The sequence below is a fragment of the Dactylosporangium sp. McL0621 genome, from assembly GCF_049995355.1.
In the GTDB taxonomy this organism is placed as follows: Bacteria; Actinomycetota; Actinomycetes; order Mycobacteriales; family Micromonosporaceae; genus Dactylosporangium.
Genome location: NZ_CP188259.1, coordinates 9,069,279 through 9,092,660, shown reverse-complemented (window position 1 = coordinate 9,092,660; position 23,382 = coordinate 9,069,279). Strand labels below are relative to the sequence as shown.

Genomic DNA, 23,382 nt, shown 5'->3' with positions numbered 1-23,382 from the left:
TCTCCCGGCAGTCATTCACTTTTCGCCGTCGTCTGAGGTGCTGCAGCCCGCCGGTGCGTGGCCGCAATCGCTGTAGGCACGGGCTGGTCATGCAGGTCTACGGCCACTCGAGCCGATACTCGCAAAAGACGTCGACCGGCAGGACTGACTCGGCTGCGGTACCGTCCTGGTTCGATGTGGAGCGAAGCATCCCCGCCGACGACGACTCAGGTCCGCGACGCCTTCGGTGTTGAGGTGGGCGAGTTGCGGCCGCATCCGGGCGGGTTCGAAGCGGATGCGTTCACCGACGGGCGCTGGTTCGTGAAACTCTGGCGCCAGCAGCCCGACAGCGACGCCGCGCTGGCGCTGACCGCTGAGCTGGCGGCTCGGGGCTTCCCCGTTCCTGCGGCGCAGCAAGCGCTCGACGGCTCGTACACCTCCGAGCACCATGGCCGGCGCTACGCGCTGTTCCCGTTCGTCGACGGCCGCCGGGCAACGTGGAACGACGCCGACGCGATCGCGCGGGCGATGCGCGCGGTGCACGAAATCGCCGACCTCGTCCTACCCCGCACCGATATGGACGAGTGGTGCATCGAGGTGCTGCGCGACCGGCACGACCACCCGTGGATCGTCGACCGCCGCGACGAAGTCATGGCCAACGTCGACCGGCTCGAAGCGGTGATCGAACGGGCCCGCGCGATCGACGTGCCCCACATCGTGTGCCACCACGACCTGTTCCCTCACAACGTCCTCGTCGACCGCGACGGTCGCGTCGCGACGCTGCTCGACTGGGGTCAGACGATGCTGGCGCCGCGCGAGCACGACCTGTTCGCCGCCTTGTGCGGACCCGACCCTGTGCGCTTCCTGCACGCCTACGGCGCGCAGCGACTCGACCTCACCCACCTCGAGTACGCCCGGCTCGCCCGCTCGCTGCATGACCTCGCAGCTCGCATCTACAACGAGGTCGACCTGGACGGCGTCAACACGTGGGGTTTCGACTTGTTGCGCCGAGTGGACGCCGACCTAGCGCTCGCCCGACCATTTTGCGACTGCTGAGGCCGCCCGATGCGCCGATCGACGAGGTTGCGGCGCGACCGACGCCGGAGCACGTCGATCCGCGCTGCAGCGTCGGGACAAACTCCATCGCCTCGGCCAGCCGACAACCAAGCTTGCTTGCGGGGAGGGGTGTGGTCGACGACGCATGCTAGTGCTCTGACCGGAAACGTTGGCCGGGTTGGTTAGGCCGCTGCTCTGGTGGTGGCCTGGCCCCAGCGGCGTTGACGTTCGGAGCGGATGCGGGCGCGTTCGCGGCGTTGGGCGGCGAGGACGTCTGGGTGGCGGGCGTTGGCGTTGCGCCAGCGCAGGTAGTTGTGCAACGCCTGGGTCGCGACCGGGTGGTTGGGGTAGTTGGACCCGGCCACGACGAACATGCGTAGCGGTCCGAAGTGCGCCTCGATCGGGTTCGCCCATGACGAGTAGGTCGGGGTGAAGCACAGTTCGACGCGGTTGCGGGCGGCCCAGGCCCGGATCTGTTTGCCTTTGTGGGCGGAGAGGTTGTCAAGGATGACGTAGATCGGTGCGCCGTCCGGCCGCGCCTTGCGGATCGACTGCAGCGCGGCGAGGGTGTTGGCGGCGGACTTGCGCCGGCGGACGACACCCCACATGGTGTCATCGCCGACGCTGTAGCAGGCGTGGAACTGCCGGACGCCGTGCAGCTTGTGGTAGTTGCCGGGCAGCCGGTCCGGGTGCCCGGCCGCGGTCCAGGTCGCGCCGGCATGCGGCCGAATCGTGAGCGGCCCGAACTCGTCGAACGCGAAGACCCGGTCCGGGAACGCCGTGGTCACTGCCTCGATCCGGGCGAGTTTGGCCTCGGCGTTCGGGGCGTTGGTCTCTTTCCAGGTCTTGGTCCGCTGGAAGGTGATGTCGTGCTGGTGCAGCAACCCGCGGAGCCGTTCCCGGCCCACGATCACGCGGCGCGGGCCGCGGTTGTGGGCCAGGTAGTCGGCGAGTTTGCGCAGGCTCCACCGGGTGAACGGCTGGCCGAGCGCCTGCGGTCGGGTGGTGGCCGTCGCGACGATGAACGCTTCGTCGTCTTCACTGATCCGGCGGGGACGGCCACCCGCCCACCGAGGGTCCAGGCAGGCCAGACCCATCTCGTTGAACCGGTGGATCACCTCACGGACCGCGTCGTCATCGCCCTGGACCAGCCGAGCGATCGCCGGGACCGTGTTCCCGCTGGCCGAGGCCATGATGATCATCGCTCGTCGCAGTCTGATCGGTGAGCCGGTCCCACGCCGCACGATCTGCTGTAATCGCCGACCCTCATCATCAGTGAGCCGCCGGGCCCGGACAGGTTCCGCCACCCCGACAGCCTGAACCCCACCCAATGCCAAACCGGGAACGTCGACCGGCGTGTCACCGGACCCGGCCAACGTTTCCGGTCAGAGCACTAGCCCCGGTCGAACTCGAGCGGACTTTGGAGATCAGCCAGACCGCACGGGAGTTCCTCACCTTGGCCAAGGTTGCATGCGTTGCGGGGCCAGCGGGGGTCGCCAGCGCGGGTCCGCTGCGACTGCCTGGCGAAAGCGCGCTACCCGGACGGCGGATGCGTGGGAGGCGGATGGCGCTGGCCCCTGGAACCATGTACCGCAGTGCTACCGATCCGTATCAAAGGTGCATTTCGCTCCGGACGGAAATGATGATCCTATTAACATCTATGCTGATAGATCTAACTCGGGACGCGTATCGTGATCGTTGAATATCAAAGAATTCCGGGTCTGAGGGCTCGAAAAACGAAACGCTCGCTGCATACCTCCAAAGCTCATAGTGCTCATAATGGATCTTCTCTGCCGCGGCATGTATTTGATCGCTGCCATGGGTTGTAGCTAGCCGGAAGATCTCGCGTGACGTATCTGTCGCAGCATCCGAGAAGGTGCTCCAAAGCCCCGTTAGCCCCCTTGTGTCGCCTACCTTGATCGTGTGAATTTGCTCCAAGACCTCACTCAGATACAGCCTGAAGTCGATGCAGCGACCGATGATGTCGAGGTACGTATCGCGCCGAGCGGAACGTCCCTCGCGATCGAGTTCAACTTGTCGATCCTCTACGCGGCGACGGTCCTCGAGCTTCGCATGTGATCGTTCACGCCACCATTGGACGAGCTGACCTACTCCAGCGCCGATGGCGGCGCCAGAGCCTCCCGCTAGGGCAATGACTACCGAGGTGTCAGGCATGCTAACAGGCTACGCATAGGCCGATTTCGGTGGAATCCGACTCTTAGCCGAATTTGCATCTGACCCGGAGCCTGTTGTCGCGCATCGACCCTGGACGGGGGATGATCCAGATAGCACTCACTCCCGAAGACTTTGGTATCCGGATGTTCGCATCAACGCGTCCGTGAGCGAGAGTATCCGTGGGCGCACCACCGTAGGGCCCGCGACCCTGTCCGGCCTTCCCGTTCCTCGCGGCGTCGTCGGAGGTCGTAGGCGGTTCCTGATCTGGCTCTGTCGTGCTAAAGCAACTGTTGGGTGCCTGGTGCTGGCCGATCGGAGGACCCCGTCCGCTCGTGCGGGATGCGTCAGCTTCGCCGAGTTCTGCGACGGCGAGTTCGCCATCCACGCGGTTATCGGCGACCAGTTCAAGCACCTGCGGCTGTGCTGCGGCAGCAAGGACACCGACGACAACGTGCACCAGGACGTCCCGTACAGCGAGGACGTCAACAACTACCTGTACCGCGTCGACGGCAGCTCGATCTACTGCGGTCTGGCCTCGGCCGGCAACCCGGACCCGGTGCGCTGCCAGAACAGCTTCGAGGTGACCCGGCGAACCAACGCGTCAGCGTCGATGGCCTCACCCGTCCCGCCGCCGCAATTCCCGCAGCGTTTTGGTCGCCGTTCCTCTCGGCCCTCCGCCCCCAACGGCCGCCCGGCTGCCGTGATTAATGCCCGGTGGTCGCGGCGCTGCGGGCGTGGCGTTTGTCGCAACGACGGTCCGGGCACCAGCGGTACATCAATGCCGCGGACTGGAACTTCAGGAGGCAGCAGTGACCGTCACCGGCATCATCACCGCACTCATCGTCGGCCTGATCATCGGCGCGCTCGGGCGCCTCGTTGTCCCCGGCCGACAGAACGTTCCGATCTGGCTGACCATGGTCATCGGCGTCGTCGCTGCTCTCATCGGCACCGTGATCGCCAATGCCATCGGCGTCTCCACTGACACCCCCGGCGTCGACTGGGGCGAGCTGCTCGTCCAGGTCCTCGTCGCCGCCGTTGGCGTGGCCATCACCGTCGCCGTGATGGGCCGCGGCCGCCGCAGCGCCCTGTAGGCAGCCGCGCTCGCACGCTCCCCGGTCCCCGGTCCCCGGTCCCCGGTCCCCGGTCCCCGGTCCCCGGTCTCAGGCCGGGGGCCGCTTCGTGTTTGCCGCCATCCCGATACCTCGGCGTCCGCTTCGCCACGCCCGCGCCGGGTACCACCAACCTGAGCGCACCACCGTCAGGATGCGCACCGTCCATGAACGACCCCGAGCCGGCCGAGCTGGCCAACCCGCCAAGCCGTGCTAAGTCTGCCGGTCCGACCGCTGTATCCCCGCGTTGGGCCCCGCCGACGGTGGAGACGTTACCGTCGTCGCCCGCACCTGGGCGTGGCTGCGCCGCTCACTGCGATCGCTGATCGGGCAGCGGCCTCGCCGCGACCTGCACGACGACACCGAACTGCTGCTGTGCGAGCTGGTCACCAACGCCGTGCTGCTGGGCAGCGTCATCACCGTGCTGCTGCGGGCTGTGGATAACGTCCTACGCCTCACGGTCTGCGACACGTCACCGCCGGCCCCGGTACGGGTCGGTCTCGACGGATGGGATGCGGCCGCCGAGCACGGCCGGGGAGTTGTGCTCATCGAGGCCGTCGCCGTCCGCTGGGGCGTTCACCGTCCTGAGGCCGCACCGGAAAGTGCGTGTGGCTGGAGCTGTCCACCACCGCCCCCGATCGCCGCCGAGCCGGCCTGACAGCCCGCTCGGTTCGCTGGCGACGCGTGGCGAATACGGGCCGCTCAATCGCCCCCTGACCGGCGCGGGCCGATGCACAGTGAGGCGCACGATCGCTCCTGGTGGCGTGTGGCGGTTGCCGGCGTGCCGTCGAATGCAGAACGAGCGTCCCAGTGGGTCCGTACAGTCTTGCGGTTGTTTTTGTAGCAGTTGCTCTATGGCGCTGATGCGCGGTATGAAGGCGGCGCTTCGCCGAAGACGGCGTCTCGCGCTGCTCGGGCCTGTGTCGCCTGGGCACGGGCGTCGAGTCCGAGCCGGTTCCAGTGGAAGATCACGTGCAGGGCGATGATCGCCCGGATTCCTCGGGTGAGGCGGCCGGTTTCGCGGAGGTCCCGCAGGGTTGTGCCGGCGTCGGTGAACGCGGTGTGCCAGGCGTTGCGGGTGCGTGGGGCGCCGAGCAGCAGGCTGCGGGTGTCGCTGGTGAACTGTGCCCAGATGGTGGGGTCGACGGTGGCGGGTTGGTCGCCGTATTCCGCCCGGTGTTCGAGGACCTTGGCCCAGACGTCGCCTTGTTCGTTGATGTCGAGTCCGGCGGCGCGCATGAGTTGGGTGCACAGGATGAGGGAGCGTTCGCGCCGGTCTATCGATGGTAGGGCGAGGTAGTCGAGGAGTTGACGGCTGTCGCGGTGGAACAGCAGATGTGCGGCGGCCATGGATTCGTCGCCGCCGAACGCGTGGGCTTCGGGTTCGTAGATGTCGCGGTTCCAGGCGACGTCATCGGTGAGCAGTCGTTCGGCGAGGTCCGGGCCGGTGCCGTGGCCGGCGGGCAGGTAGCGGACGCGCCACGCGTCTTTGCGGATATACGACCAGGTGGTGATCAGGCCGGCAGCCTCGGCGGCGGGCAGCACGCGGCCGAGGTGGGCGATCGCGTGCTGTTCGCGTTCCGCGGCAGTAGAACCGGGATAGCGGATGTTGAGCTGCCGCCATGCTGGGTCGTTCACGGGCATCCTTTCGTCAGGCGAGCAGCAGGCAGGTGTCCCACGCGGTGGTGTTCGTCTCGGCGGTGGCGAGGTCGGCGCCGGCGGTGCCGTCGAGGAGTCCGGGCGGTTCGTCGGGCGTGGCACGGGCGCGGCGGTGGAGACGCTCGACGGGAGCGATGGCGATCGGTGCGCCGGCGTCGGCGTTGATGCGTCGGGCAGTGGCGAGGAGTCCGGCGGTGCCGTGGCAGAGGCTGCGGTCGGTGATGCGGCGCAGCTGTGTCCGGTCGGCGATGCAGCTGGCGAAGACGGTTTCGGCGAGATGCTGGCGGGCTGCGTCGTCCAGCGCTTGGCCGGCGAGCTGTTGGGCGCGGGCGATGCCGGGGGTGCCATAGCACCAGGAGGGCCGCAGCGGAGTCTGCTGGCGGGTCGTGCCGTGGTGCAGTTCGTTGCGCGTGAGGGTTGGCGGCCACCAGGTGCCGGTGTTGGTGTCTTGTTGCCAGGCGTCGAGCCAACGGCAGATGCGGTGGAGTGCTTGGCGGTGGCCGTCGACGGTGATGTGGTCGCGGTATGCGACGGCGAGGAGGGCGAGGGGGCCGGTGATGCCGTGCGCCATGCCGAAGTTGGCATGGCCGCCGTCGGGGATCGGCAGGCTGCGTTCGGGTCCGTTCCAGCACCACCAGCCGGGCAGGTCGTAAACGGGGTCGGTCAGTCGGACCAGGTAGGCCAGTACGTCGCGGAGCAGGTCGTGGTCGCCGAGCCGGCGTAGGACAACGCCGAGGCCGGTCAGTCCGCTGATGAGGTCGTACTCGCCGTAGTGCGGCTGCGCGCGGTCGTCGATGCGGCGGTGCGCGGCGTCGAGGCGGCGGCGGGTTACGGCGGCGGTTCCGTCCGCTGCAACGGCTCGGGCGTGGACGAGCCCTGGGTGGTTGATGGCGGTGAGGACGAACGCGAGTGCTGGGGCGCCGTAGAAGAGGCTGGCTCCCTCGCCGATGGTGACGTCGTCGACGGTGGCGTCGCGCAGTGCCGCGGCCGCGGCCGGCCAGTTGCGGGTTTCGAGGTGCAGCAGGGCGATGCCGAGCGCGCCGCCTTCGAGGGATTGCCCGGTCGTCATCGTGGCCGTCGGACAGCGGCGTGGGCGATCGCGCGGGCCAGGCGGAGGCAGTGTCGTTCGGAGGTGAGGTCGACGCCGATCATGCGGGCGTGGTGCAGGTGCAGCAGGTCGGCCAGTACCTGGTCGGGGTCGAGTTGGTCGTGGTCGGTGCGGGCACGGTACGCGGCGAGGGCCTCGGCGAGCGGTTCGTTGTGGATGGGGATGCGGGCGCGGTCGAGCTGGGCGGGGTCCAGGCGCGGGCCGGTTTGGTGGGGCGTGTGCGTGGCGAGCCACGGCAGGCCGTCGCCGGTGAAGCCGTCGGCGATGGCGATCATGCCGGCGGCAGTGGCGGCCTGCCGGTCACCGGTGAGCCGGGTCAGGGCAGCGCGGGAGTCGGCGGCGAAGACCGCTTCGGCGGCGGCGAGGGTCGCGCCGGTACCGTGCCGGGTCTCGGGCCGATAGGTGTGCAGGCTGTACTCGGCGAGCAAACCCAACTCGCTGAGGTCGTCGGCCCAGCTCGCAAGGCGGCTGGCTGTCTCGGTGAAGCGGCTGGTGTCGGCGGTCGGGATGCGCAGCCGAAGCTGGGATCCGGGATCCGGGTAGCGCAGATACCACCAGCCGGCCGGCAGATGCTCGGCGACCCTGGCCGCGAGGTCGAGGACGATGTCATCGACGCGCCCGTGCAGGTGCGCCTCGAGCCACCGCGACCGGCCAGGGCGATGCTCGACAGCGCTCGTGGTCCGGGCCGGCCGGGATGGCGCCGTGGCCAGTGCAGGCCGGATCAAGGTGAGCGTGACTTCAGCCGGCCGGTTGCCGATCCAGCCGGCCGGGCCGGGTGCCTCGGTGATGAGGGTGCCGGCACGGCGGTCCAGGTGGCTGCGCAGGACGGCCAAGTGGGCGTTGTCCTCGAGGTCGAGGCGCAGCTGAACATCGTCTTCGCCCGCCAGGACGTGCTGCGGCAGATGGTGGCGCTGGCGGTACTGCTGCCAGGCGTCGCGCCACCGCGGCCACGCGGCGCCGCGGTCGGGCAGCGCGGTCCGGTCGACGACCCACCGCGCGGGGCTGAGGATGGTACGTCCGCGGCGTAGCCGGGGCAGGAACGGCAGGCTCCCGGCGTGGCCCCAGTCGAACCGGCTGCACGGCTTGGTCCACGCCGACCAGATCTCGGTCAGGAACCGCAGCAGCGGCTGCTGCAGATCGGCCAAGAGGACGCTGTTGAGCACCAGCGGCTCGACGGGCCGGCCGGTCGTCTGCGACACCAGCCAGAGCCGCTGACCGTCGCCGGCGACCGCCAGGTCGTCCACCGTCCACTGCGGCTGCGGGTGGAACTCGCCAAGCGGCAGAACCGGCAGGAGTTCGGGCGCCCGGGCGACGGCGACGAGATGGGCGTCCAGCGGCGGGCCGGACAGCTGCATGAGGGCCGCGCCGGGCAGCACGGTCGGCAGCTGCCGGTAGACGCGCTGGAACGACGCGAGCTCGGCGCGGGTGAGCAGGTGCAGGAACCGGGCGGCGCTGGCGCCGGCGTGGCGGGCACCGCTGGTCACCGTCAGTGTGAACGCCCCGCGGTCAAGATCGCGCACAGCGGCGGCGGCGAGCGTGAATCGCAGTTCGGTGTGCGGGGCTGCGGGCCGGTCGTCGTCGCCGCGGAGCTCGTCGATGAGCGCATCGTCAAGGATGATCTCGGCGGCGCCGTCGAACGCAGAACGCTGCGCGAGCTGGCCGAGGAGCCGGTCGCGTCCGGTGAACGTGGCCGGGAGGCGGCGGGTCGAGCCGCGGTAGCCGGCCGGGAACCCGAGCACGGCGAGGACATCGCGGACCGGAACGGCCGCGCCCGGCCCCCACCGCTCAATAAACGCACGGTGGTAGTCGGTCCACGCCGGCGTCGGCGCGGCGACCGACGCGAGCATTGACGCGGCCCGGCCGGCCTCATCTAGGACTGGCGGCGGCAGCGTCACCGTGGCGTCAACCCGCAGATCAACCGCGACGCGACTGCCGACATCCAGCCAACGGCCTGACCTCGCTGCGTGGGCGCCCGGATCGGTAACCGTCATCGGCGGACGCAGCGATGACAGCAGCACGCCCGCGCGCACCAGATCGGCGATCAGCTGCTCGGCCCGGCCCAGGTGGGCACCGCCAGCGATCTTCCCAGTGAGGTCCGCGAATCGTGTAGGTGCGTGGGCCGCCGAGATCGCGGCGTGGATCCGGCCGGTCAGCCGGATCGTCTTGTCGAAGCGGCGATCGTCGGCGGCGTGTGCGCACGGCAGGACCCAGGTTCCGCCGCGCCGGTATCCGAGCTGATTCGTCACAATGGCCGCAGTCCGGAGGACGGCGAGATCCTGTTCGGCACGCGCGGTGTGCTCGGCAATGCACTCACCGTCCGGCCGGGCGACCGCGCGGTGCGCGTCGCCGAGCTGGACGGCGGCCCGGTCACCGAACCGGATCGGTGCGATGCCGGCGAACGTGCCGAACGGGGTCGCCCGCGTGGTCCACCGCAGCAAATACCGGAACACGGACGCGGCCATCCGGCGAATCCTCGGCAGGGCCATCGGCTGGCCGGCGACGGCCCGCTCGACCCGTTCGGCCAACTGGGGTGCGGCAACCTTCACGGTGGCCGCGAACTCTGGCAGCTGCCATACCTCGACGAGCCAGGCCCGCAACTGCTCGGGTTCGCCGCCGACGAGGTCGGGCGGGTCCGGTACGACCAGGTCGCGCGGGTATGCGGCGAGGCGGATCAGGGCGGCTCCAGGCGCGGGCATCATGCGGTACCACCCGAATCGAGCGGGTCCGGCGCGTTGCGGCGCCGGGCCCGACTGTGACGATGTGTTGGGCAGGTCAGCTGTTGGCGTCAGCCTTGGTCGTGCAGGCGTTGGAGCCGGTGTTGCCGGAGCCGCAGCCGTCGCCGGTGCCGGTGGCGTAGCCGCTCGAAGTGCGACCGGCGTCGACGAGCGTGACGTCGAGGCGGAACTCCTGGTTCTCCGCGTCGTCCACGTGCGTGTCCTTCCTATGCGGGGATGGATGCGAAGGTGAGGACGATGCGGTTGTGCCGCTTGTCCAGCACCGTCCCGGCCGGCAGGTCACCGTCGGGAGTCGCGGCGGGCACGATGCGCAGCACCGGCGCCGGGCAGCCCGCGTCGACCCACGCGCGCATGTGCTCAACCATCCGCGCGGCGGTCGCTGCGGACGCTGGACCATGCGCGCAGACGCCCAGGTCGAACAGGCTGTCGGTCCAGCGCAGGGCGGACCGGTAACAGAACGCGTCGTCACGCAGGACCGCGGGCGTGCCGAAGCGCCAGGCGGGCGCGACGATCCCCGCGTCGACCGCCTCCTGCTGCGCGGTGAGCAGCACGAACACATCCACCGGATCGGCGAGATGAGCCGCCAGCCACGGGTCCAGGTCAGCCAGCACGGTCCGGCCGGGCAGGCTCACCCCGGCCCACGCCTGCTCCCGGGGCTGCGCCAGCAGCGGGCCGACAATGCTGGGATCGACCTGCTGGCCCTCGTCGAGGCGCAGGTGAACCCCGTCGGCGATGTCGACGTAACGCATCCCGAACGCCCCGGCACCACGCATAGACACGAACCCGCACAACCGCTGGCTTGAGCTGATCAGCCGGTCGCCGTTGCGTCGCAGCGCCCAGGAGCGGGTCATCCCGAACGTGCGCAGCGGCACGACCAGCACCCCGCCCTCGGCGAGCTGGGCGAACCAGGCCGGCGGGATGTCCCAGGCCCCGACCGTGACGATAATCAGGTCGAAGGCACCGTCCGGGCCGATCGGCTGTTCAGCGTCCACGCACAGCACCGTGACATCGGTGTAACCCGCCGCCGCCAGACAGGCCGACGCCCGGTCCGTGACGTCGGGATCGATGTCAACCGTCGTCACGGCACCTGACGGCCCGACCAGCTCACGCAGCAGCGCGGCGTTGTACCCGCCGGAACCCACCTCCAACACGCGCCGCCCGTGCAGGTCGCCGAGCGCGTCGGCCGCCTGACCGAGCATCTCCGCGATCAACCATGCCGCCGACACCGAGCTGACGGGCTCGTCGCCGTCATACTTCGTGACCACGGGGTCGTTGGCGTTGTACGCCTCCTCCAGCGGCACACCGGGCGTGAAGCGGTCGCGGGGAACCGCTCGCAGTGCCGCTTCGACCTCCGGTCGCATCGTGAGGCCCTTCGCCTCATGGTCAGCGAGCAGCGCATCCACCATCGCCGCGTGCAGGCCATCGCGGGTCACCGTGTCGACACCCATCGGGGGTCCAATCCCCTGTCCTTCAGAGCCGCCCGACCGGACGGACCGTCTGTCACTGACATCTGGCTCAACCTGACCGCGGACGGTGAGACACGCTCGCGAACGTTGCGTGCAGCTCGTGTGGCCGTGCATCCAAGCCGATCGCTAGCCCTTCCAGGATTTCCCAACGGGGCGGCGGCTGGGAATACCGACTTGGTGTCCGACTTGGCGTACCGACTTAGTGTCCGACGTGGTCCTGAACAGCGAAAACAGTCCCGGCAGCGAAAGGAGGATCGGAGGAAATCCTTCACCGGTGGTATCCGTGTACGGTCGGTGGTGTATGGCCTTCGCGGCGGCTTGCGGTCGGCAGGGGCCAGATGTCCGCGTTCGGTTGGCCGACTCCGAGCCATGGGGAGGCTGTGATCGACACCCATCGGCTTCGCTCTGGAGGTCACGTTCGATGGAAGTTGAGTTCCACAGTCTTGATGGGCTGCTGCTGAGGGGCAGTCTGCTCGAGGCGGCGCGTGAGCCTTTCGGGGTGGTTGTTCTTGTGCATGGCGGCGGAGCCAATCGCGACGAAGGCGGGTTCTTCGTTCGCCTGGCGCAAGGTCTCCGCGACGCGCGGCTCGCGTCCCTACGGTTCGACATTCGTGGCCACGGGGCGAGCGAGGGCCGCCAGGAGAACCTCACGATTGCGGCTGTCGCCAACGACATTCGGGCAGCGGTCGAGTACGCACAGCACACGACGGGTAATCTGCCGGTCAGCCTGATCGGAACCAGCTTCGGCGGCGGCATCTGCGCGTTTTTCGCCGCCCGTCACCCCGGCGCGCTACGACGGCTCGTGCTGTTGAACCCGCTGATGAACTACAAGAAGCGGTTCGTCGAAGACAAGCCGTACTGGACAGAGGAGCACATCAACCCCGAGGCGGGAAGGACGTTAGCCGCCGAGGGGACCCTCGTCCATTCGCCGACGTTCAACCTGGGCCGTCCGCTACTCAACGAGGTGTTCTACCTGCGTCCGGAGCAGGAACTCGGCGCCATCGACGTTCCAACGCTGTTCGTACACGGAACGAAAGACACGTTCGTGCCAATCGACAGTTCGCGACGCTACATTCGGTACATCGGCGCAGAGACTCGCCTCGTTGAGGTGAATGGCGCTCAGCACGGGTTCGCAGTCGACAATGACCCGTCCTATGCAGACCCGCAGTCGATCGCTTGGCAAACTTCGGTCATTAAGACGGCGGCCGAATGGCTAGCACAGTCCCCGCCGATCGATCTCAGCGCGCAAGCCGCCGACGAATACCTGCACCGCCGGACGCGCTGACCAAGGCTCCATCCGACTGGCCAAGCGGCGGAGTTCACGCAAGGTCCGAACCGAATCGGTGACGGAGGCAACCTGTAGTGCCACGGAGCCGTCGATCGCAGCGCCGTCGGGATCACCTGTCACGGCCAACGCTTCGGCCTTGAGCGCGAGAAAGTACCCGTAGTCGCGACGGGAAAAAACATCAGGGCTGAGCCAGCGCACATACAACTCGACAGCCTGATCAAGCTGACCGGCCTCGCGGTAGCACATCGCCGTCTGCACACCAAGCAATGCCTGATCGTAATGTTCGGCCAGTCCGTCGGCGCCGGATGAACGCGCTTGTTCGTGTTCGACCATGAGGTCACGTGCTTGCTTCAGCTTGTCATCAACCAGGTTCGTGCTGCCGGAGATCATCGCGTGGCCGCGTGCCTCCTGCTGCAGGGCCTCGGCTCTGACGCGCATTGGCAGTAGCAACTTCGGGCCGTTCTGCACCATCGTGACGAGCTCGAGCATGCGCCTGGCGTCCCGGTCGTCCCACGCCGACTGGCTCTTCTTCAGCGAGATGTAGCCGCGCATGGTTTCGTCGCCCACTGCCGACGACCAGTCCGCAGCCTGATCGCGCCAATAGTTGGCCAGCTCGGGCTGGCCGAGATCACGATAGAGCCAGCCTGCGAACTCGGCACTGCTTGCGCCGACGGCAAGCAACTTCGCGCGTACTGCCGGCTTGACCTGCCGGCCGAATTGCTCGACGACCCCGAGCATGCCCAGCACCGTAGGCAGGGTCCGGCTTGCGCCGCGCGTGCCATCGTCAGCGATGCAGTCATCAAGCCGTCTATGTAGATGGTCAACGATCTCATGATCCAGGTAGCGGTGCGCGTCCTGCACTGCGGCCACGACGTGCGCCAAGTCGGCCAGTGTCAGCACGGCCGTCACGTGCGCTGCCGCACCGGCCAGACTCGTATGAAGAAAAGTCCGCCGATCGATGCCCTCAGTCTCCAACTCCCCGTCCGACGGAGCACCGGTCCATCGGGAGATGTAGAGGCCGAGTTCGCCGTCGGTGGCGGTGCCGAGGGCGTGGCGGAGAGCGGCGCGGCGTTCTTCGCTGGGCCAGTGGTGTTCGCCGCGTTCGAGTTTGCCGATCCAGCGGGCCTCGACGTAGTGGGCGGTGAGGTCGCGGCCGGGGTGCAGGTGGTCGAGGGCGGTGTTGACGGCGTCGGCGAGCTCGGCCCGGGACATGCTCTGCCCGGTGCGCCAAGGCGACGGCGTGCGCTCGCGGAGTTCGCGCAGCTTGAGATTCGGCGTGGTCACGGTGTCAGGATGACGAGGCATCGACCTGGTCCCTCCTGGCGATCCGTCGCGGGCGGCACACCGCAGCCCCGCCTCGGGGTTTGAGTAGTTACGTCAGCCTATCGGTTGCCGGGGCTGCGTGTGCACCCCCCGCGACGACGCGCATCCGATCAGTTATCGGCCGGTGAGGACGGCGAGGTGCTGCTGGAACGACTGGGCGAGACTGGCAAGCAATTGCTGGCCCTTCTCGGCGGTACCGGCGGAGGGCTTGCCGATCACGCCGGACTCGGTGTACGTGCGCATGCCGCCGACGAGCAGCATGGGGCGCTCGTCGGCGACATGGTCTGTGTCGTGGTAGCCGGGTCGGACGAGGTGGGGTTGCACGTGCAGGAGGATGGAGACTTCCAGTTCGCCGGCGTGCATGTCGCGGTGTGCGTCGGTGTCGAGCTTCGCGGCGGCACGGGCGGTGTCCCAGTCGGTTCGGGTCGGGAACAGGCTCATGGACTGCGGCGAGGCCGCGTTGGCGGTCTGGACGACGTTGCTTTTACCGACCGCCGGGAGGTCTAAGACGGCTCTGACCTGCGTCTTCGCGTAGTGTACATGCCCGCGACGTTCGGGCAGTGGGTGATGCGCTTGTTGAGCGACGTCGGTGTGAGGCGTGCGCGTCGTTCGTTGGGGGCGAGCCGTTGACACCTTTGGCGATCCGATGCGGGCGATCGGCGGCACGATGAAGGTGCCCGCAAGTTCGCACGCGATCCGGTGCCGGTCCGGCACTTGACGATGCAGACCGGACAACACCTGCCCGAGCACTGGTCGAACAACTCGGCGAACGCACCCGGCCATCGTCGGCGGTCCGGCGGATCAGCCACCGCGGTCGCTCCGAGGCCGCCGGGCCGGGTGACGCAGATCCATGTAATCGGGCGGCCCGACGGCAAGGATCGTGAGGTTCCAATGCTGGCACCGGGACTCCCCGGGGCGACGTGAAGAGACGTGCGCCGCCGGGGGCGGGAGCGACAGTCGCGATTTGGGCTTGCGCTACCCGAACGCTTCGACCTAACCGACGTGCACGGTAGGGGCACCACGGACGAGTGACGAGCTGGCCGCCTTTCGCTCCGCTGAACATCCGGCAGGCCATCACCGCCTGGCCGCGGACCAGGCAGATCAGTCGCCGCGAACGCCGTCACAGGGTCGGAATGCCGCTGTCCATGGCGGCGTCGTGCGAGTAGCGTCTCGGTAGCTACATGGACCGACCTGCGCACTTCGTCGAGCCTGCAACATCCCCTGACTGTTCGGATTGTTGCGTCCCCGTTCCCGGGTCCAGACCCTGCCCGCCCATCAAGCATGCTCTGCAAGCGATTGGGCTGGAGGAACCATGTCCACCACATTGTCGGCGGTGACCCGGATGGCGGGGGTCCGGATCGACGCGAGCTGCCCGTCGCCGGGCACCGTCCGGGTCGCCGTGGTCGGAGAGATCGACCTGGCAACCGCGCCCGTGCTGCACGACGCGCTGTTGAACGCGTTGTCCGCGCAGGAGCCCGAACTCCTCGACGTTGACCTTGCCAGGGTCGCCTTCATGGACTGTATCGGCGTCACCGTGTTCATCGCCGTGCGCAGAACCGCCGCCGGATCCGGATGTCGGCTGCAGGTCACGAACCCGCAACCGACCGTCCGCCACGTCTTGGAACTGACCGGGCAGGTCGACGTCCTCACCGCCCGGATCGACCGGTCGCTGCCCGCTCCGACCACATCCGCACCGGCGTCCCGGACCGACCCGCCCCCACCTGCGGCGACGCAGCCGCACGCCTTCCTGGGCGCCGCCTGATCGAAGCCCCACCCGGTCGCCGGGCCCGGTCCATGCCGGTGAGCCTGGGGTGGATACCCGCACGGTCGGTGACCAGGCAGGTCGCGGTGGGGCCGCTCACCCTGCCTGTCCTCAACGGCGTAGCGTTTTACCGCGCCCAGCGGCGTTGATGCGCCGATCGGTCCGCCGACGTTCGCGCCGGCATTCCGCTCCCCGCCGGGACCCCGCGGGCGACGGCCAGCGACTCTCGGTGTCCCGGCAGGAGCGGCGTCCCGGCCAGTGGCCGCGCCGTGGCGCCGGCGGAGCCCGCGCCCGGTTGACGGCGGTTGCTTGTGGGGCGTGGGTATAGGGTGGAGCCGGCCAGCCGTTGAGGAGTCAGTCGCGTTCGATCCGGTCTCTTGTCTTGCGCTGCCCGCCCGTCGCGGCCGCACGAACCTTTGGGTATCGGAGGCGGCGCTCATGATCTCGTTGTTGGTGCTTGGACGTCCGGATCAGGCAATGTGGTGAGCGTCGACCGCAGGATGCGGCTGTGGAGCCTCGCCGCAGCATTTGCGGGAGGTGAGTCGGTCACGGTGGAGCATGTGTGCGTTGCGGCAGCCTCTGCCACCGGGACGGACGGTGCTGCCATCGCCGTCGCGCTGCGCGCCACCCCCCGTGAAACGATCTGCAGCAGCAATCGGGTCGCCTCGGAGGCGGAGGAGCTGAGCCTCACCCTCGGTGAGGGTCCATGTGTGGAGGCGCTTGCCGGCGGTCTGGCGCTGGTTGCCGATATCAGCACCACGCACTGCCTGGCGCGGTGGCCGGTCTTCGCGCCGGCGGTCGTGGCAGCGGGTGTACGGGCGATCTTCGCGCTGCCGCTACAGGTGGGCGCGATCCGGCTCGGTGTCCTGGACCTTTACCGCGCCGAACCAGGCGAGCTGGACCAGGAGCAGTTGCTTGACGCGCTGATGCTGGCGGACACGGCATGCGCGCTGCTCCTTGACGGCACGGGGCATGACGCGCCGCGATTGCCGGGTCGTGTCGTCGAACCGGCTGGCCTGCAATACCCCGAGGTGCACCAGGCGACCGGGATGATCAGTGTGCAGCTGGGACTGTCGGCGGCCCTTGCCCTGGTCCGGCTTCGTGCCTACGCATATGTCAACGACCGGCGGCTGCGCGACGTGGCCGGCGACGTGGTCGCCCGCAGGCTACGATTTGACCCCGAGGACACCGGTGGCGGCGGTCGATCCGATGGTGACTGAGGCAATGCCGACCAGGCTGCAGGGGCTGCGCGGTCGGTCCAACGCTGTTAGCGGCCAGCAGGCTGGCGGCATTATGCTTGTCGAGGGTGCTTGAGATGGCCGGGACCACGCTAGCCGATGTGCTCGTCGAGATGGCAGACACGCTCGTCGACGATTTCGATGTGATTGATTTCCTGCACGTGCTGACCGAGCGATGTGTGCAGCTGTTGGGCGTCTCGGCCGCCGGGATCCTGCTCACCGATCAGCGGGAAACGCTGCAGTTCGTGGCGGCCTCCTCGGAGCGGACCCGGCTGCTGGAGCTGTTCCAGTTGCAGACCGATCAGGGACCCTGCCTGGACTGCTTCAACACCGGGCAGCCGGTCTCGGTTGCCGACCTTCGTTCCGCAGGCCGCTGGCCCCGGTTCACGGCCGCTGCCGCCGAGGTCGGCTTCACCTCGGTCCACGCGCTGCCCATGCGCCTGCGCACTGAGGTTATCGGCGCGTTGAACCTCTTCGGCGTCGAACCAGGCGCGCTGGACGACGACCGGCTCCGCGCCGGCAAGGCGCTCGCCGACGTAGCCACTATCGGGTTGCTGCAGCAACGCGCCATCCGTAGTGGCAACATCCTCACCGAACAGCTGCAGACCGCGCTGAACAGCAGGGTCCTGATCGAGCAGGCCAAAGGTGTGCTGGCCGAACGCCTGCGTGTGGATCTGGACCAGGCATTCGCCCTGCTGCGTCACGCTGCCCGCAATCGCAACCGTCGTCTGTCCGAGCTCGCACAGGCCGTCGTCGACGGCACCGAGGCCATCCTGGGCACTCCTGGGGCGAAATCCAGGCACTGACCGGACGCTGGCTGCCGCATCCATGATTCGAGGCGGGCTCTGGGCGGGTTCCCGCCAGGGAGTTCATCTACCCCCTCGAAGCAAGCCTCAACCCTTTGGCTGTCAACGTCCTTGACAAGTGCAGCGCCTGCCGCCCGGCGGAGCAGATGTGGAGCCGACGGGTGTCGAGCGGGGTCCCCGGGACTGGCGGGTGTGGTGGAGTCGTCGATGTCGCCGGAGACCGTCACGCGTGACACCTTCGATCGGCCGCGGCGGGTGACGGTGGTGATCGCTACTTGGGCTCACCGGGTCAGCTGAGGTTCGGTTGGCTGTCGGTGATGGCGCGGGAATGTGCGGTGGTCGAGCCGGATGCCGGCGTAGCCGAGGGTGGCGGCCGCCCCGACGATGAGCAGGTCGGCGATCTGGAGTGGTGGGCCGCTGGGGCAGGATGTTGCCGCCGTCGCGGGCCAGCCGGGTCGTGGCCTCCCGTGACGACAGTCCGGGGTGCAGTGCTTTCGGCGGTGCGAGGTCGCTGGTCACGTTGTCTCCTCGTAGGTGCTGATCCGGGGAGGAGAGGGGGTCACAGTTTGTGGGCGAGCGTGGCGAGCATGTCTTCGACGACGGGTGCGGTGTCCTGGACGCAGTGGCAGTCGTCGCCGTGGGTGCTGCGGTGCCAGGCGATGAGGTACTGCAGGGCGAGCTGGTTGACCTGGTAGTCGTGTTCGGCCTTGACCCGGTCGGTGTCGGCCTGGCGGTTCTGGCTGAGCAGGATCAGCGGCGCGGCGTAGGCAGCCTGGGTGGAGAACAGCAGGTTGAGCAGGATGAACGGGTACGGATCCCAGCGCAGCGCGACGGCGACGATGTTCGTGGCGATCCAGGCGATGACGATGGCGGTCTGCACGATGATGAACCGCCAGGAGCCGAACACGCCGGTGACGGCGTCGGCGAGGCGCTGTCCGGCGGTGCGGTGGTCGTGGCGGTACCGGTTGGCCGGATGCAGGGAGCGGCGCCGCCCGCCGTGTTCGCCGTTCGCCGGGACGGCGGGGTGCGGTGGTGCAGAGGTTGTCGCAGGCATGGCGTCTGGTGGGCTACGACTGTTCGATGATCTGGTCGGCGGGTAGGCGTGGGGCGTGCGGCGGTCCGGCGTCGGCCGGGTCGATCGTGCCGAGGCGCAGCATCAGGTAGGGGTAGCCGGTGCTGGCGAGGATGGCCCGCATGGCCTGGCGGGTGCTGATGACCTCGATCGGGGCGCTGTGCGGCAAGACGGACACGCCGTGTTCGACGGCGGTGAGCCACCCTGCTGACAGGGCCTCCCCGGCGCGGAGCCAGTCGCGGGGCTCGTCGGTGTGGCCGTGGAGCAGGGCGAAGACGGCTGCCTTGTCGTGTGCGGCGCTGATCGGCAGGTCGCCGTGGTGGCCGAAGTCGCGGCCGGGCACGGTGGTGCGGGTGGCCCGGTCGGGGATGGCGGCGTCGGGGATGCCGGTGCCGGCGGCCCGGGTGCCGCCGGTCCAGTAGGCGAGCTCGTCCCGCCAGGCGAACTCCTGGGCCTCGGTGCGCTGGGCGTGGTCGGCTGCGCTGGCCAGTTGCAGGACCTGGTCCGGGCGCAGGGTGTGCAGCCAGGTGTTCTCGGCCTCGATGGCGGCGGTGATGGCCTGCAACTGCTGGGGTCCGACCGGCTCGCCGGTGACGGGACGCCGGTCGGTGTGGCGTAGAGGGATGGTCCGCAGGTGCAGGGCGGACGGCTGGTCGGCGGGTGCGCGGCCTTCGATGTGCAGCTGCGCGAGGTGGTTGGCGTCGGTCACGTCTGGCTGCCGGACCACGGTGGCGCGCCAGCCCTGCGCTGCCAGTGCCATGCGGGCGTGGTGCAGGGCTGCGCCGCAGCTCAGTGTCGCGAGCCGGGCGTCCGGGTCGGTCACGGTCAGGACGCGGTGGCGTTCGAGGTGCAGGTCGAGGACGTTGCCGATGAGCCGCCACCGCCAGGGTTGGGTGTTGTGGATCGATGGTGCGTATCTGGCAGTGGTGGCCGCCTCGAGCAGTGCGTGGGTAGCGGCCTGGGCGCCGGTCGGGTGGGTCAGGGCGTCGTTCGACATGACGGGGCTCCTCATGTGCTCGGCCAGGTCCAGTCGCGGATCTCCGGCAGGTCTTCCCCGGTGGTGCGGACGTAGGCGCGGTGCTCGGCGCGTTTGTCGACCATCTGCTGGCGCAGGACGGCGGCGCGGCGGGCGAGGCCGGGGGTGCGGTCGATGACGTCGATGACGAGGTGGAAGCGGTCCATGTCGTTGAGCACGAGCATGTCGAACGGTGTGGTGGTGGTGCCGTTCTCCTTGAAGCCGCGCACGTGGAGGTTGGGGTGTCCGGTGCGGCGGTAGGTGAGGCGGTGGATGAGCCACGGGTAGCCGTGGTAGGCGAAGATGACCGGCCGGTCGGTGGTGAAGATGGTGTCGAACTCGGCGTCGGGCAGCCCGTGCGGGTGTTCGGCGACGGGCTGCAGCCGCATCAGGTCGACGACGTTGACGACCCGGACCTTCAGGTCGGGCAGGTGCCGGCGCAGCAGGTCGGTGGCGGCGAGGATCTCGCACGTGGGCACGTCGCCGGCGGCGGCGAGTACTACGTCGGGGTCGCCGTCGTCGTTGCCGGCCCAGTCCCAGATGCCGAGGCCGCGGGCGCAGTGCAGGGCGGCGTCGTCCATGTCCAGCCAGGTCGGGGCGGGTTGCTTCCCGGCGACGATGACGTTGACGTAGTTGCGGCTGCGCAGGCAGTGATCGGCCACGGACAGCAGCGTGTTGGCGTCCGGCGGGAGGTACACCCGGACCACCTCGGCCTTCTTGTTCATGACGTGGTCGATGAAGCCGGGGTCCTGGTGCGAGGCGCCGTTGTGGTCTTGGCGCCACACGTGTGAGGTGAGTAGGTAGTTCAGCGACGGGACCGGTTTGCGCCAGTCCAGGTGCCGGATCGTCCGCAGCCACTTGGCGTGCTGGTTGACCATCGAGTCGACGATGTGCACGAACGCCTCGTAGCAGGAGAACAGTCCGTGCCGCCCGGTCAGCAGGTAGCCCTCCAGCCAGCCCTGGCAGGTGTGCTCGGACAGGATCTCCATCACCCGGCCGTGCGGACCCAGGTGTTGATCCGCGGGTGCGATCGTGGCCTGCCACGCCTTGTCGGTGACGTGCAGGACGGCGCCGAGCCGGTTGGATTCGGTCTCGTCCGGTCCGACGACACGGAAGTTGCGGTGCGCGTCGTTGGCGGTCATCACGTCGCGGAGCCAGCCGCCCAGCACCCGGGTCGCTTCGGCCGTTTCGCCGGCCTTGACGCCGTAGCCGCGGAAGTCGGGCAGTTCCAGCTCATGCGGGGACCGGCCGCCGTTGGTGTGCGGGTTCGCGGACATCCGTAGCTCGCCGCGGGGCAGCCAGTCCACAATGGACACGGCCGGAGCGCCGTTGCTGTCGAAGAGCTCCTCCGGCCGGTACGACCGCATCCACCGCTCCAGCAGAGCCAGGTGCCCGGCGTCGTCGCGGGCGGCGGACAGCGGCACCTGGTGGGCGCGCCAGGTGCCCTCGACCGGGAGGCCGTCGACTTCCTTCGGGCCGGTCCAGCCCTTCGGCGTCCGCAGCACGATCATCGGCCACCGCGGGCGGTCGGTGTTCCCGCCGAGCCGGGCGGCGTACTGGATGGCGGCGATCTCGTCGAAGACCACGTCCATGGTCGCGGCGAGCAGTTGGTGGACTTCGGTCGGATCGTCGCCCTGCACGAGGTACGGCTTGTGTCCGTAGCCGGTCAGCAGCGCCGAGAGTTCGTCGTCGCCGATGCGGGCCAGTACCGTCGGGTTGGCGATCTTGTACCCGTTGAGGTGCAGGATCGGCAGGACCGCACCGTCACCGACCGGGTCGAGGAACTTGTTCGAATGCCACGACGCCGCGAGGGGCCCGGTCTCGGCCTCGCCGTCGCCGATCACGCAGGCGACGACCAGGCCCGGGTTGTCCAGCGCGGCGCCGTAGGCGTGCGACAGGGAGTAGCCGAGCTCGCCGCCCTCGTGGATCGAGCCGGGGGTCTCCGGCGCGACGTGGCTGGGGATACCGCCGGGGAACGAGAACTGGGTGAACAGCCGCCCCATGCCGGTCTCGTCCGCGGAGATCCGCGGATACGTCTCGGAGTAGGTGCCCTCCAACCAGGCGTTCGCGACCAGCCCGGGACCGCCGTGCCCCGGACCGGTGACATAGATCAGGTCCTGGCCGCGGGCCGCGACGATCCGCGACAGGTGGGCGTAGAGCAGATTGAGGCCCGGAGTGGTGCCCCAATGCCCGAGCAGGCGCGGCTTGACCTGCTCCGGCAGGAGCGGTTCGCGCAGCAGGGGGTTGCCCATGAGATAGATCTGTCCGACGGAGAGGTAGTTCGCGGCCCGCCAGTAGGCGTCAATCCGATTCGCCTCTGCGGCGCCCAAGGGTTGTGCGTCAACCACATGCACAGATGATCCTCTCTCGATGTACGCGGATGTGCATCGCGGTTATGCCGCATTGCCGTGGCCGTCGTCGGGCCTGCGGCCACTGGTCATCGAAACCGGTTGACCGGTTCCTCGGACGACTCGTGGGTCGGCTGCCCGGACGGCTCCCCGGCTGGGGACTGCGGCGCGGGGCTGGGCCCGGGGACGGTGTGGCGCCGGCTGAGCAGCCGCAGCTGCACGATGCGCGCGGTGCCCGGCAACGCCACGAGCAGGATGCCGAAGACTGCCGCGAGCAACAGCGCCACCCCCATCGGCAGTTGTCCGTGCGCGCCGAAGAACGACACCTTGGCGGGTTGACCGTTCTGCAACAGGAAGATCAACAATAAGAGCAGGATCAGAGCGAAGAGCACGGCGGCCACCCACACCTCACCCACTCGCGAATGTGGGGTTCTCGTGCGGCGCGGCGTCGATGCGGTCAGGTCGGCGCGGCTGTCGTATCCGTTGGTCGGCTGAGGAATGTCCTGCGGGTGCTGCGGTGCGGTCATCACGACCGCCGCCTTCCAGATCAGTACTGCGGGTGCTCCAGCCGGCGGTGCCACCGGCCCGGTGTGCCTGCCGAGACACGGCCAGCCGGGACCTTGCCGGCGAGGCGAAGGCATCACGTGTCGACGTTGCCGTGGCGGGAACGGCGGCGTCTGGTGTGGGAACCGTCTTGCATCGGACCTCGACAGTGGGTGCGTCCGTCAGTGACGTTGCGGATCGGCCACCGGGGTCCTGAGCGACAATGCCGATCCTACGCTCTCGTCACCCGAACGGGCTCATTCGCCGGTCCCGGACGCGAGGTAGGACGCACCGACCCGCTAGGCCACCGATGAGCATGGATCAGTTGTCGTTGATGTCCGGGGGTTGCACCGGACAGTGCGGTGCGCCGTGGCGCATGAGACGGTTGGCCGGCTGCTCGCGACGCTTTGCGCAGCGATGAGGCGTAGGGTGATGGTGTCGCTCCGGTCCCCGGTGGCCGTCGAGCATTGCCGTCTCCCTTGCGGACTTCGACGTCCCGACCTGCTGCATCCTGTCTTTCAGTCGCGTGCTGGCCGGGCCTGCAGGTGATCAGCAGCGGTCGAGTCCGCCGGAACATGGCGGCCCGCATCGGCCACCCTCGCCGTCCTGGTATGCCATGGTCCCCGGTCCCGCTCGATGTGCCTCGGTCCGACCGAGGCGACCCCACATTCCGCCCGTGAGCACTCGTGCTGCGGGACAC

At 68.8% G+C, this 23,382-nt stretch carries 20 protein-coding genes; 8 read left to right on the top strand and 12 right to left on the bottom strand.

Translation table 11 applies throughout. From position 1 onward, the window contains the following. Positions 1-234 precede the first annotated feature (234 nt). Positions 235-1,035 (top strand): phosphotransferase enzyme family protein, encoded by an 801-nt coding sequence (locus ACPPVO_RS43135; RefSeq protein ID WP_426504336.1) that lies wholly within the window; start codon positions 235-237, stop codon positions 1,033-1,035. A 182-nt stretch (positions 1,036-1,217) separates the two neighbouring features. Here ACPPVO_RS43135 and ACPPVO_RS43130 read toward each other — a convergent pair whose 3' ends face one another. Continuing rightward, positions 1,218-2,342: an IS630 family transposase gene (locus ACPPVO_RS43130; protein ID WP_426504335.1), complete on the bottom strand. Its 1,125-nt coding sequence runs from the start codon at positions 2,340-2,342 to the stop codon at positions 1,218-1,220. Between the two features lie 616 nt (positions 2,343-2,958). Here ACPPVO_RS43130 and ACPPVO_RS43125 point away from each other — a divergent pair. The 3 genes from ACPPVO_RS43125 (at position 2,959) to ACPPVO_RS43115 (ending at position 4,977) form a co-directional block, all read left to right on the top strand. Beyond that, complete coding sequence (locus ACPPVO_RS43125) at positions 2,959-3,114, top strand: hypothetical protein (RefSeq protein WP_426504334.1); 156 nt, start codon at positions 2,959-2,961, stop codon at positions 3,112-3,114. Between the two features lie 905 nt (positions 3,115-4,019). Beyond that, positions 4,020-4,301, top strand: a complete 282-nt coding sequence (locus ACPPVO_RS43120) for a GlsB/YeaQ/YmgE family stress response membrane protein (RefSeq protein WP_426504333.1) — start codon at positions 4,020-4,022, stop codon at positions 4,299-4,301. A gap of 265 nt (positions 4,302-4,566) precedes the next feature. Next, positions 4,567-4,977: an ATP-binding protein gene (locus ACPPVO_RS43115; RefSeq protein ID WP_426504332.1), complete on the top strand. Its 411-nt coding sequence runs from the start codon at positions 4,567-4,569 to the stop codon at positions 4,975-4,977. A gap of 194 nt (positions 4,978-5,171) precedes the next feature. Here ACPPVO_RS43115 and ACPPVO_RS43110 read toward each other — a convergent pair whose 3' ends face one another. The 5 genes from ACPPVO_RS43110 to fxlM form a co-directional block, all read right to left on the bottom strand. Further along, positions 5,172-5,957: a thiopeptide-type bacteriocin biosynthesis protein gene (locus ACPPVO_RS43110; protein ID WP_426504331.1), complete on the bottom strand. Its 786-nt coding sequence runs from the start codon at positions 5,955-5,957 to the stop codon at positions 5,172-5,174. A 13-nt stretch (positions 5,958-5,970) separates the two neighbouring features. Then, positions 5,971-7,047 carry a lanthionine synthetase C family protein gene (locus ACPPVO_RS43105; protein ID WP_426504330.1) on the bottom strand — a complete coding sequence of 359 codons (1,077 nt, stop codon included), beginning with the start codon at positions 7,045-7,047 and terminating at the stop codon, positions 5,971-5,973. Next, positions 7,044-9,785: a lantibiotic dehydratase gene (locus ACPPVO_RS43100; protein WP_426504329.1), complete on the bottom strand. Its 2,742-nt coding sequence runs from the start codon at positions 9,783-9,785 to the stop codon at positions 7,044-7,046. Before ACPPVO_RS43100 ends, ACPPVO_RS43105 begins: the two co-directional genes overlap by 4 nt. 73 nt (positions 9,786-9,858) lie before the next feature. Further along, positions 9,859-10,014, bottom strand: a complete 156-nt coding sequence (fxlA, locus tag ACPPVO_RS43095; RefSeq protein WP_426504328.1) for an FxLD family lanthipeptide — start codon at positions 10,012-10,014, stop codon at positions 9,859-9,861. 13 nt (positions 10,015-10,027) lie between these two features. Beyond that, positions 10,028-11,269, bottom strand: a complete 1,242-nt coding sequence (gene fxlM, locus ACPPVO_RS43090) for a methyltransferase, FxLD system (protein ID WP_426514802.1) — start codon at positions 11,267-11,269, stop codon at positions 10,028-10,030. A 439-nt stretch (positions 11,270-11,708) separates the two neighbouring features. Between fxlM and ACPPVO_RS43085 the strand changes: the two genes are divergently transcribed. Beyond that, positions 11,709-12,572, top strand: coding sequence for an alpha/beta hydrolase (locus ACPPVO_RS43085; RefSeq protein WP_426504327.1), 864 nt, complete (start codon positions 11,709-11,711; stop codon positions 12,570-12,572). Here the strand turns inward: ACPPVO_RS43085 and ACPPVO_RS43080 are convergent. Together ACPPVO_RS43080 and ACPPVO_RS43075 are read right to left on the bottom strand one after the other, a co-directional pair. Next, positions 12,501-13,859 (bottom strand): hypothetical protein, encoded by a 1,359-nt coding sequence (locus tag ACPPVO_RS43080; protein WP_426504326.1) that lies wholly within the window; start codon positions 13,857-13,859, stop codon positions 12,501-12,503. The genes ACPPVO_RS43085 and ACPPVO_RS43080 overlap by 72 nt on opposite strands. Positions 13,860-14,012: 153 nt before the next feature. Beyond that, positions 14,013-14,648 (bottom strand): creatininase family protein, encoded by a 636-nt coding sequence (locus ACPPVO_RS43075; RefSeq protein WP_426504325.1) that lies wholly within the window; start codon positions 14,646-14,648, stop codon positions 14,013-14,015. 583 nt (positions 14,649-15,231) lie between these two features. Here ACPPVO_RS43075 and ACPPVO_RS43070 point away from each other — a divergent pair. From ACPPVO_RS43070 to ACPPVO_RS43060, 3 genes are all read left to right on the top strand, one after another. Further along, positions 15,232-15,660 (top strand): STAS domain-containing protein, encoded by a 429-nt coding sequence (locus tag ACPPVO_RS43070; RefSeq protein ID WP_426514801.1) that lies wholly within the window; start codon positions 15,232-15,234, stop codon positions 15,658-15,660. Between the two features lie 479 nt (positions 15,661-16,139). Next, positions 16,140-16,880 (top strand): GAF and ANTAR domain-containing protein, encoded by a 741-nt coding sequence (locus ACPPVO_RS43065; protein WP_426504324.1) that lies wholly within the window; start codon positions 16,140-16,142, stop codon positions 16,878-16,880. Positions 16,881-16,975: 95 nt separating this feature from the next. Further along, positions 16,976-17,704, top strand: a complete 729-nt coding sequence (locus ACPPVO_RS43060; protein ID WP_426504323.1) for a GAF and ANTAR domain-containing protein — start codon at positions 16,976-16,978, stop codon at positions 17,702-17,704. A 559-nt stretch (positions 17,705-18,263) separates the two neighbouring features. On the opposite strand, the gene ACPPVO_RS43055 is transcribed toward ACPPVO_RS43060, so the two are convergent. From ACPPVO_RS43055 to ACPPVO_RS43040, 4 genes are all read right to left on the bottom strand, one after another. Beyond that, positions 18,264-18,758, bottom strand: a complete 495-nt coding sequence (locus tag ACPPVO_RS43055) for a DUF1003 domain-containing protein (RefSeq protein WP_426504322.1) — start codon at positions 18,756-18,758, stop codon at positions 18,264-18,266. Between the two features lie 13 nt (positions 18,759-18,771). Next, the gene (locus ACPPVO_RS43050; protein WP_426504321.1) at positions 18,772-19,773 is read right to left on the bottom strand and encodes an Acg family FMN-binding oxidoreductase; all 1,002 of its coding nucleotides are present in this window, start codon (positions 19,771-19,773) and stop codon (positions 18,772-18,774) included. An 11-nt stretch (positions 19,774-19,784) separates the two neighbouring features. Further along, positions 19,785-22,145, bottom strand: a complete 2,361-nt coding sequence (locus tag ACPPVO_RS43045; protein WP_426504320.1) for a phosphoketolase family protein — start codon at positions 22,143-22,145, stop codon at positions 19,785-19,787. Positions 22,146-22,228: 83 nt separating this feature from the next. Beyond that, positions 22,229-22,666, bottom strand: coding sequence for a LapA family protein (locus ACPPVO_RS43040; protein ID WP_426514800.1), 438 nt, complete (start codon positions 22,664-22,666; stop codon positions 22,229-22,231). Positions 22,667-23,382 lie beyond the last annotated feature (716 nt).

Bases quoted from the DNA above. Each gene is read 5' to 3' on its own strand.
- ACPPVO_RS43105 (WP_426504330.1), bottom strand. From the start codon at position 7,047: ATGACGACCGGGCAATCCCTCGAAGGCGGCGCGCTCGGCATCGCCCTG.
- ACPPVO_RS43060 (WP_426504323.1), top strand. From the start codon at position 16,976: ATGGCCGGGACCACGCTAGCCGATGTGCTCGTCGAGATGGCAGACACG.
- ACPPVO_RS43085 (WP_426504327.1), top strand. From the start codon at position 11,709: ATGGAAGTTGAGTTCCACAGTCTTGATGGGCTGCTGCTGAGGGGCAGT.
- ACPPVO_RS43040 (WP_426514800.1), bottom strand. From the start codon at position 22,666: ATGACCGCACCGCAGCACCCGCAGGACATTCCTCAGCCGACCAACGGA.
- ACPPVO_RS43100 (WP_426504329.1), bottom strand. From the start codon at position 9,785: ATGATGCCCGCGCCTGGAGCCGCCCTGATCCGCCTCGCCGCATACCCG.
- ACPPVO_RS43055 (WP_426504322.1), bottom strand. From the start codon at position 18,758: ATGCCTGCGACAACCTCTGCACCACCGCACCCCGCCGTCCCGGCGAAC.
- ACPPVO_RS43050 (WP_426504321.1), bottom strand. From the start codon at position 19,773: ATGTCGAACGACGCCCTGACCCACCCGACCGGCGCCCAGGCCGCTACC.
- fxlM (WP_426514802.1), bottom strand. From the start codon at position 11,269: ATGGGTGTCGACACGGTGACCCGCGATGGCCTGCACGCGGCGATGGTG.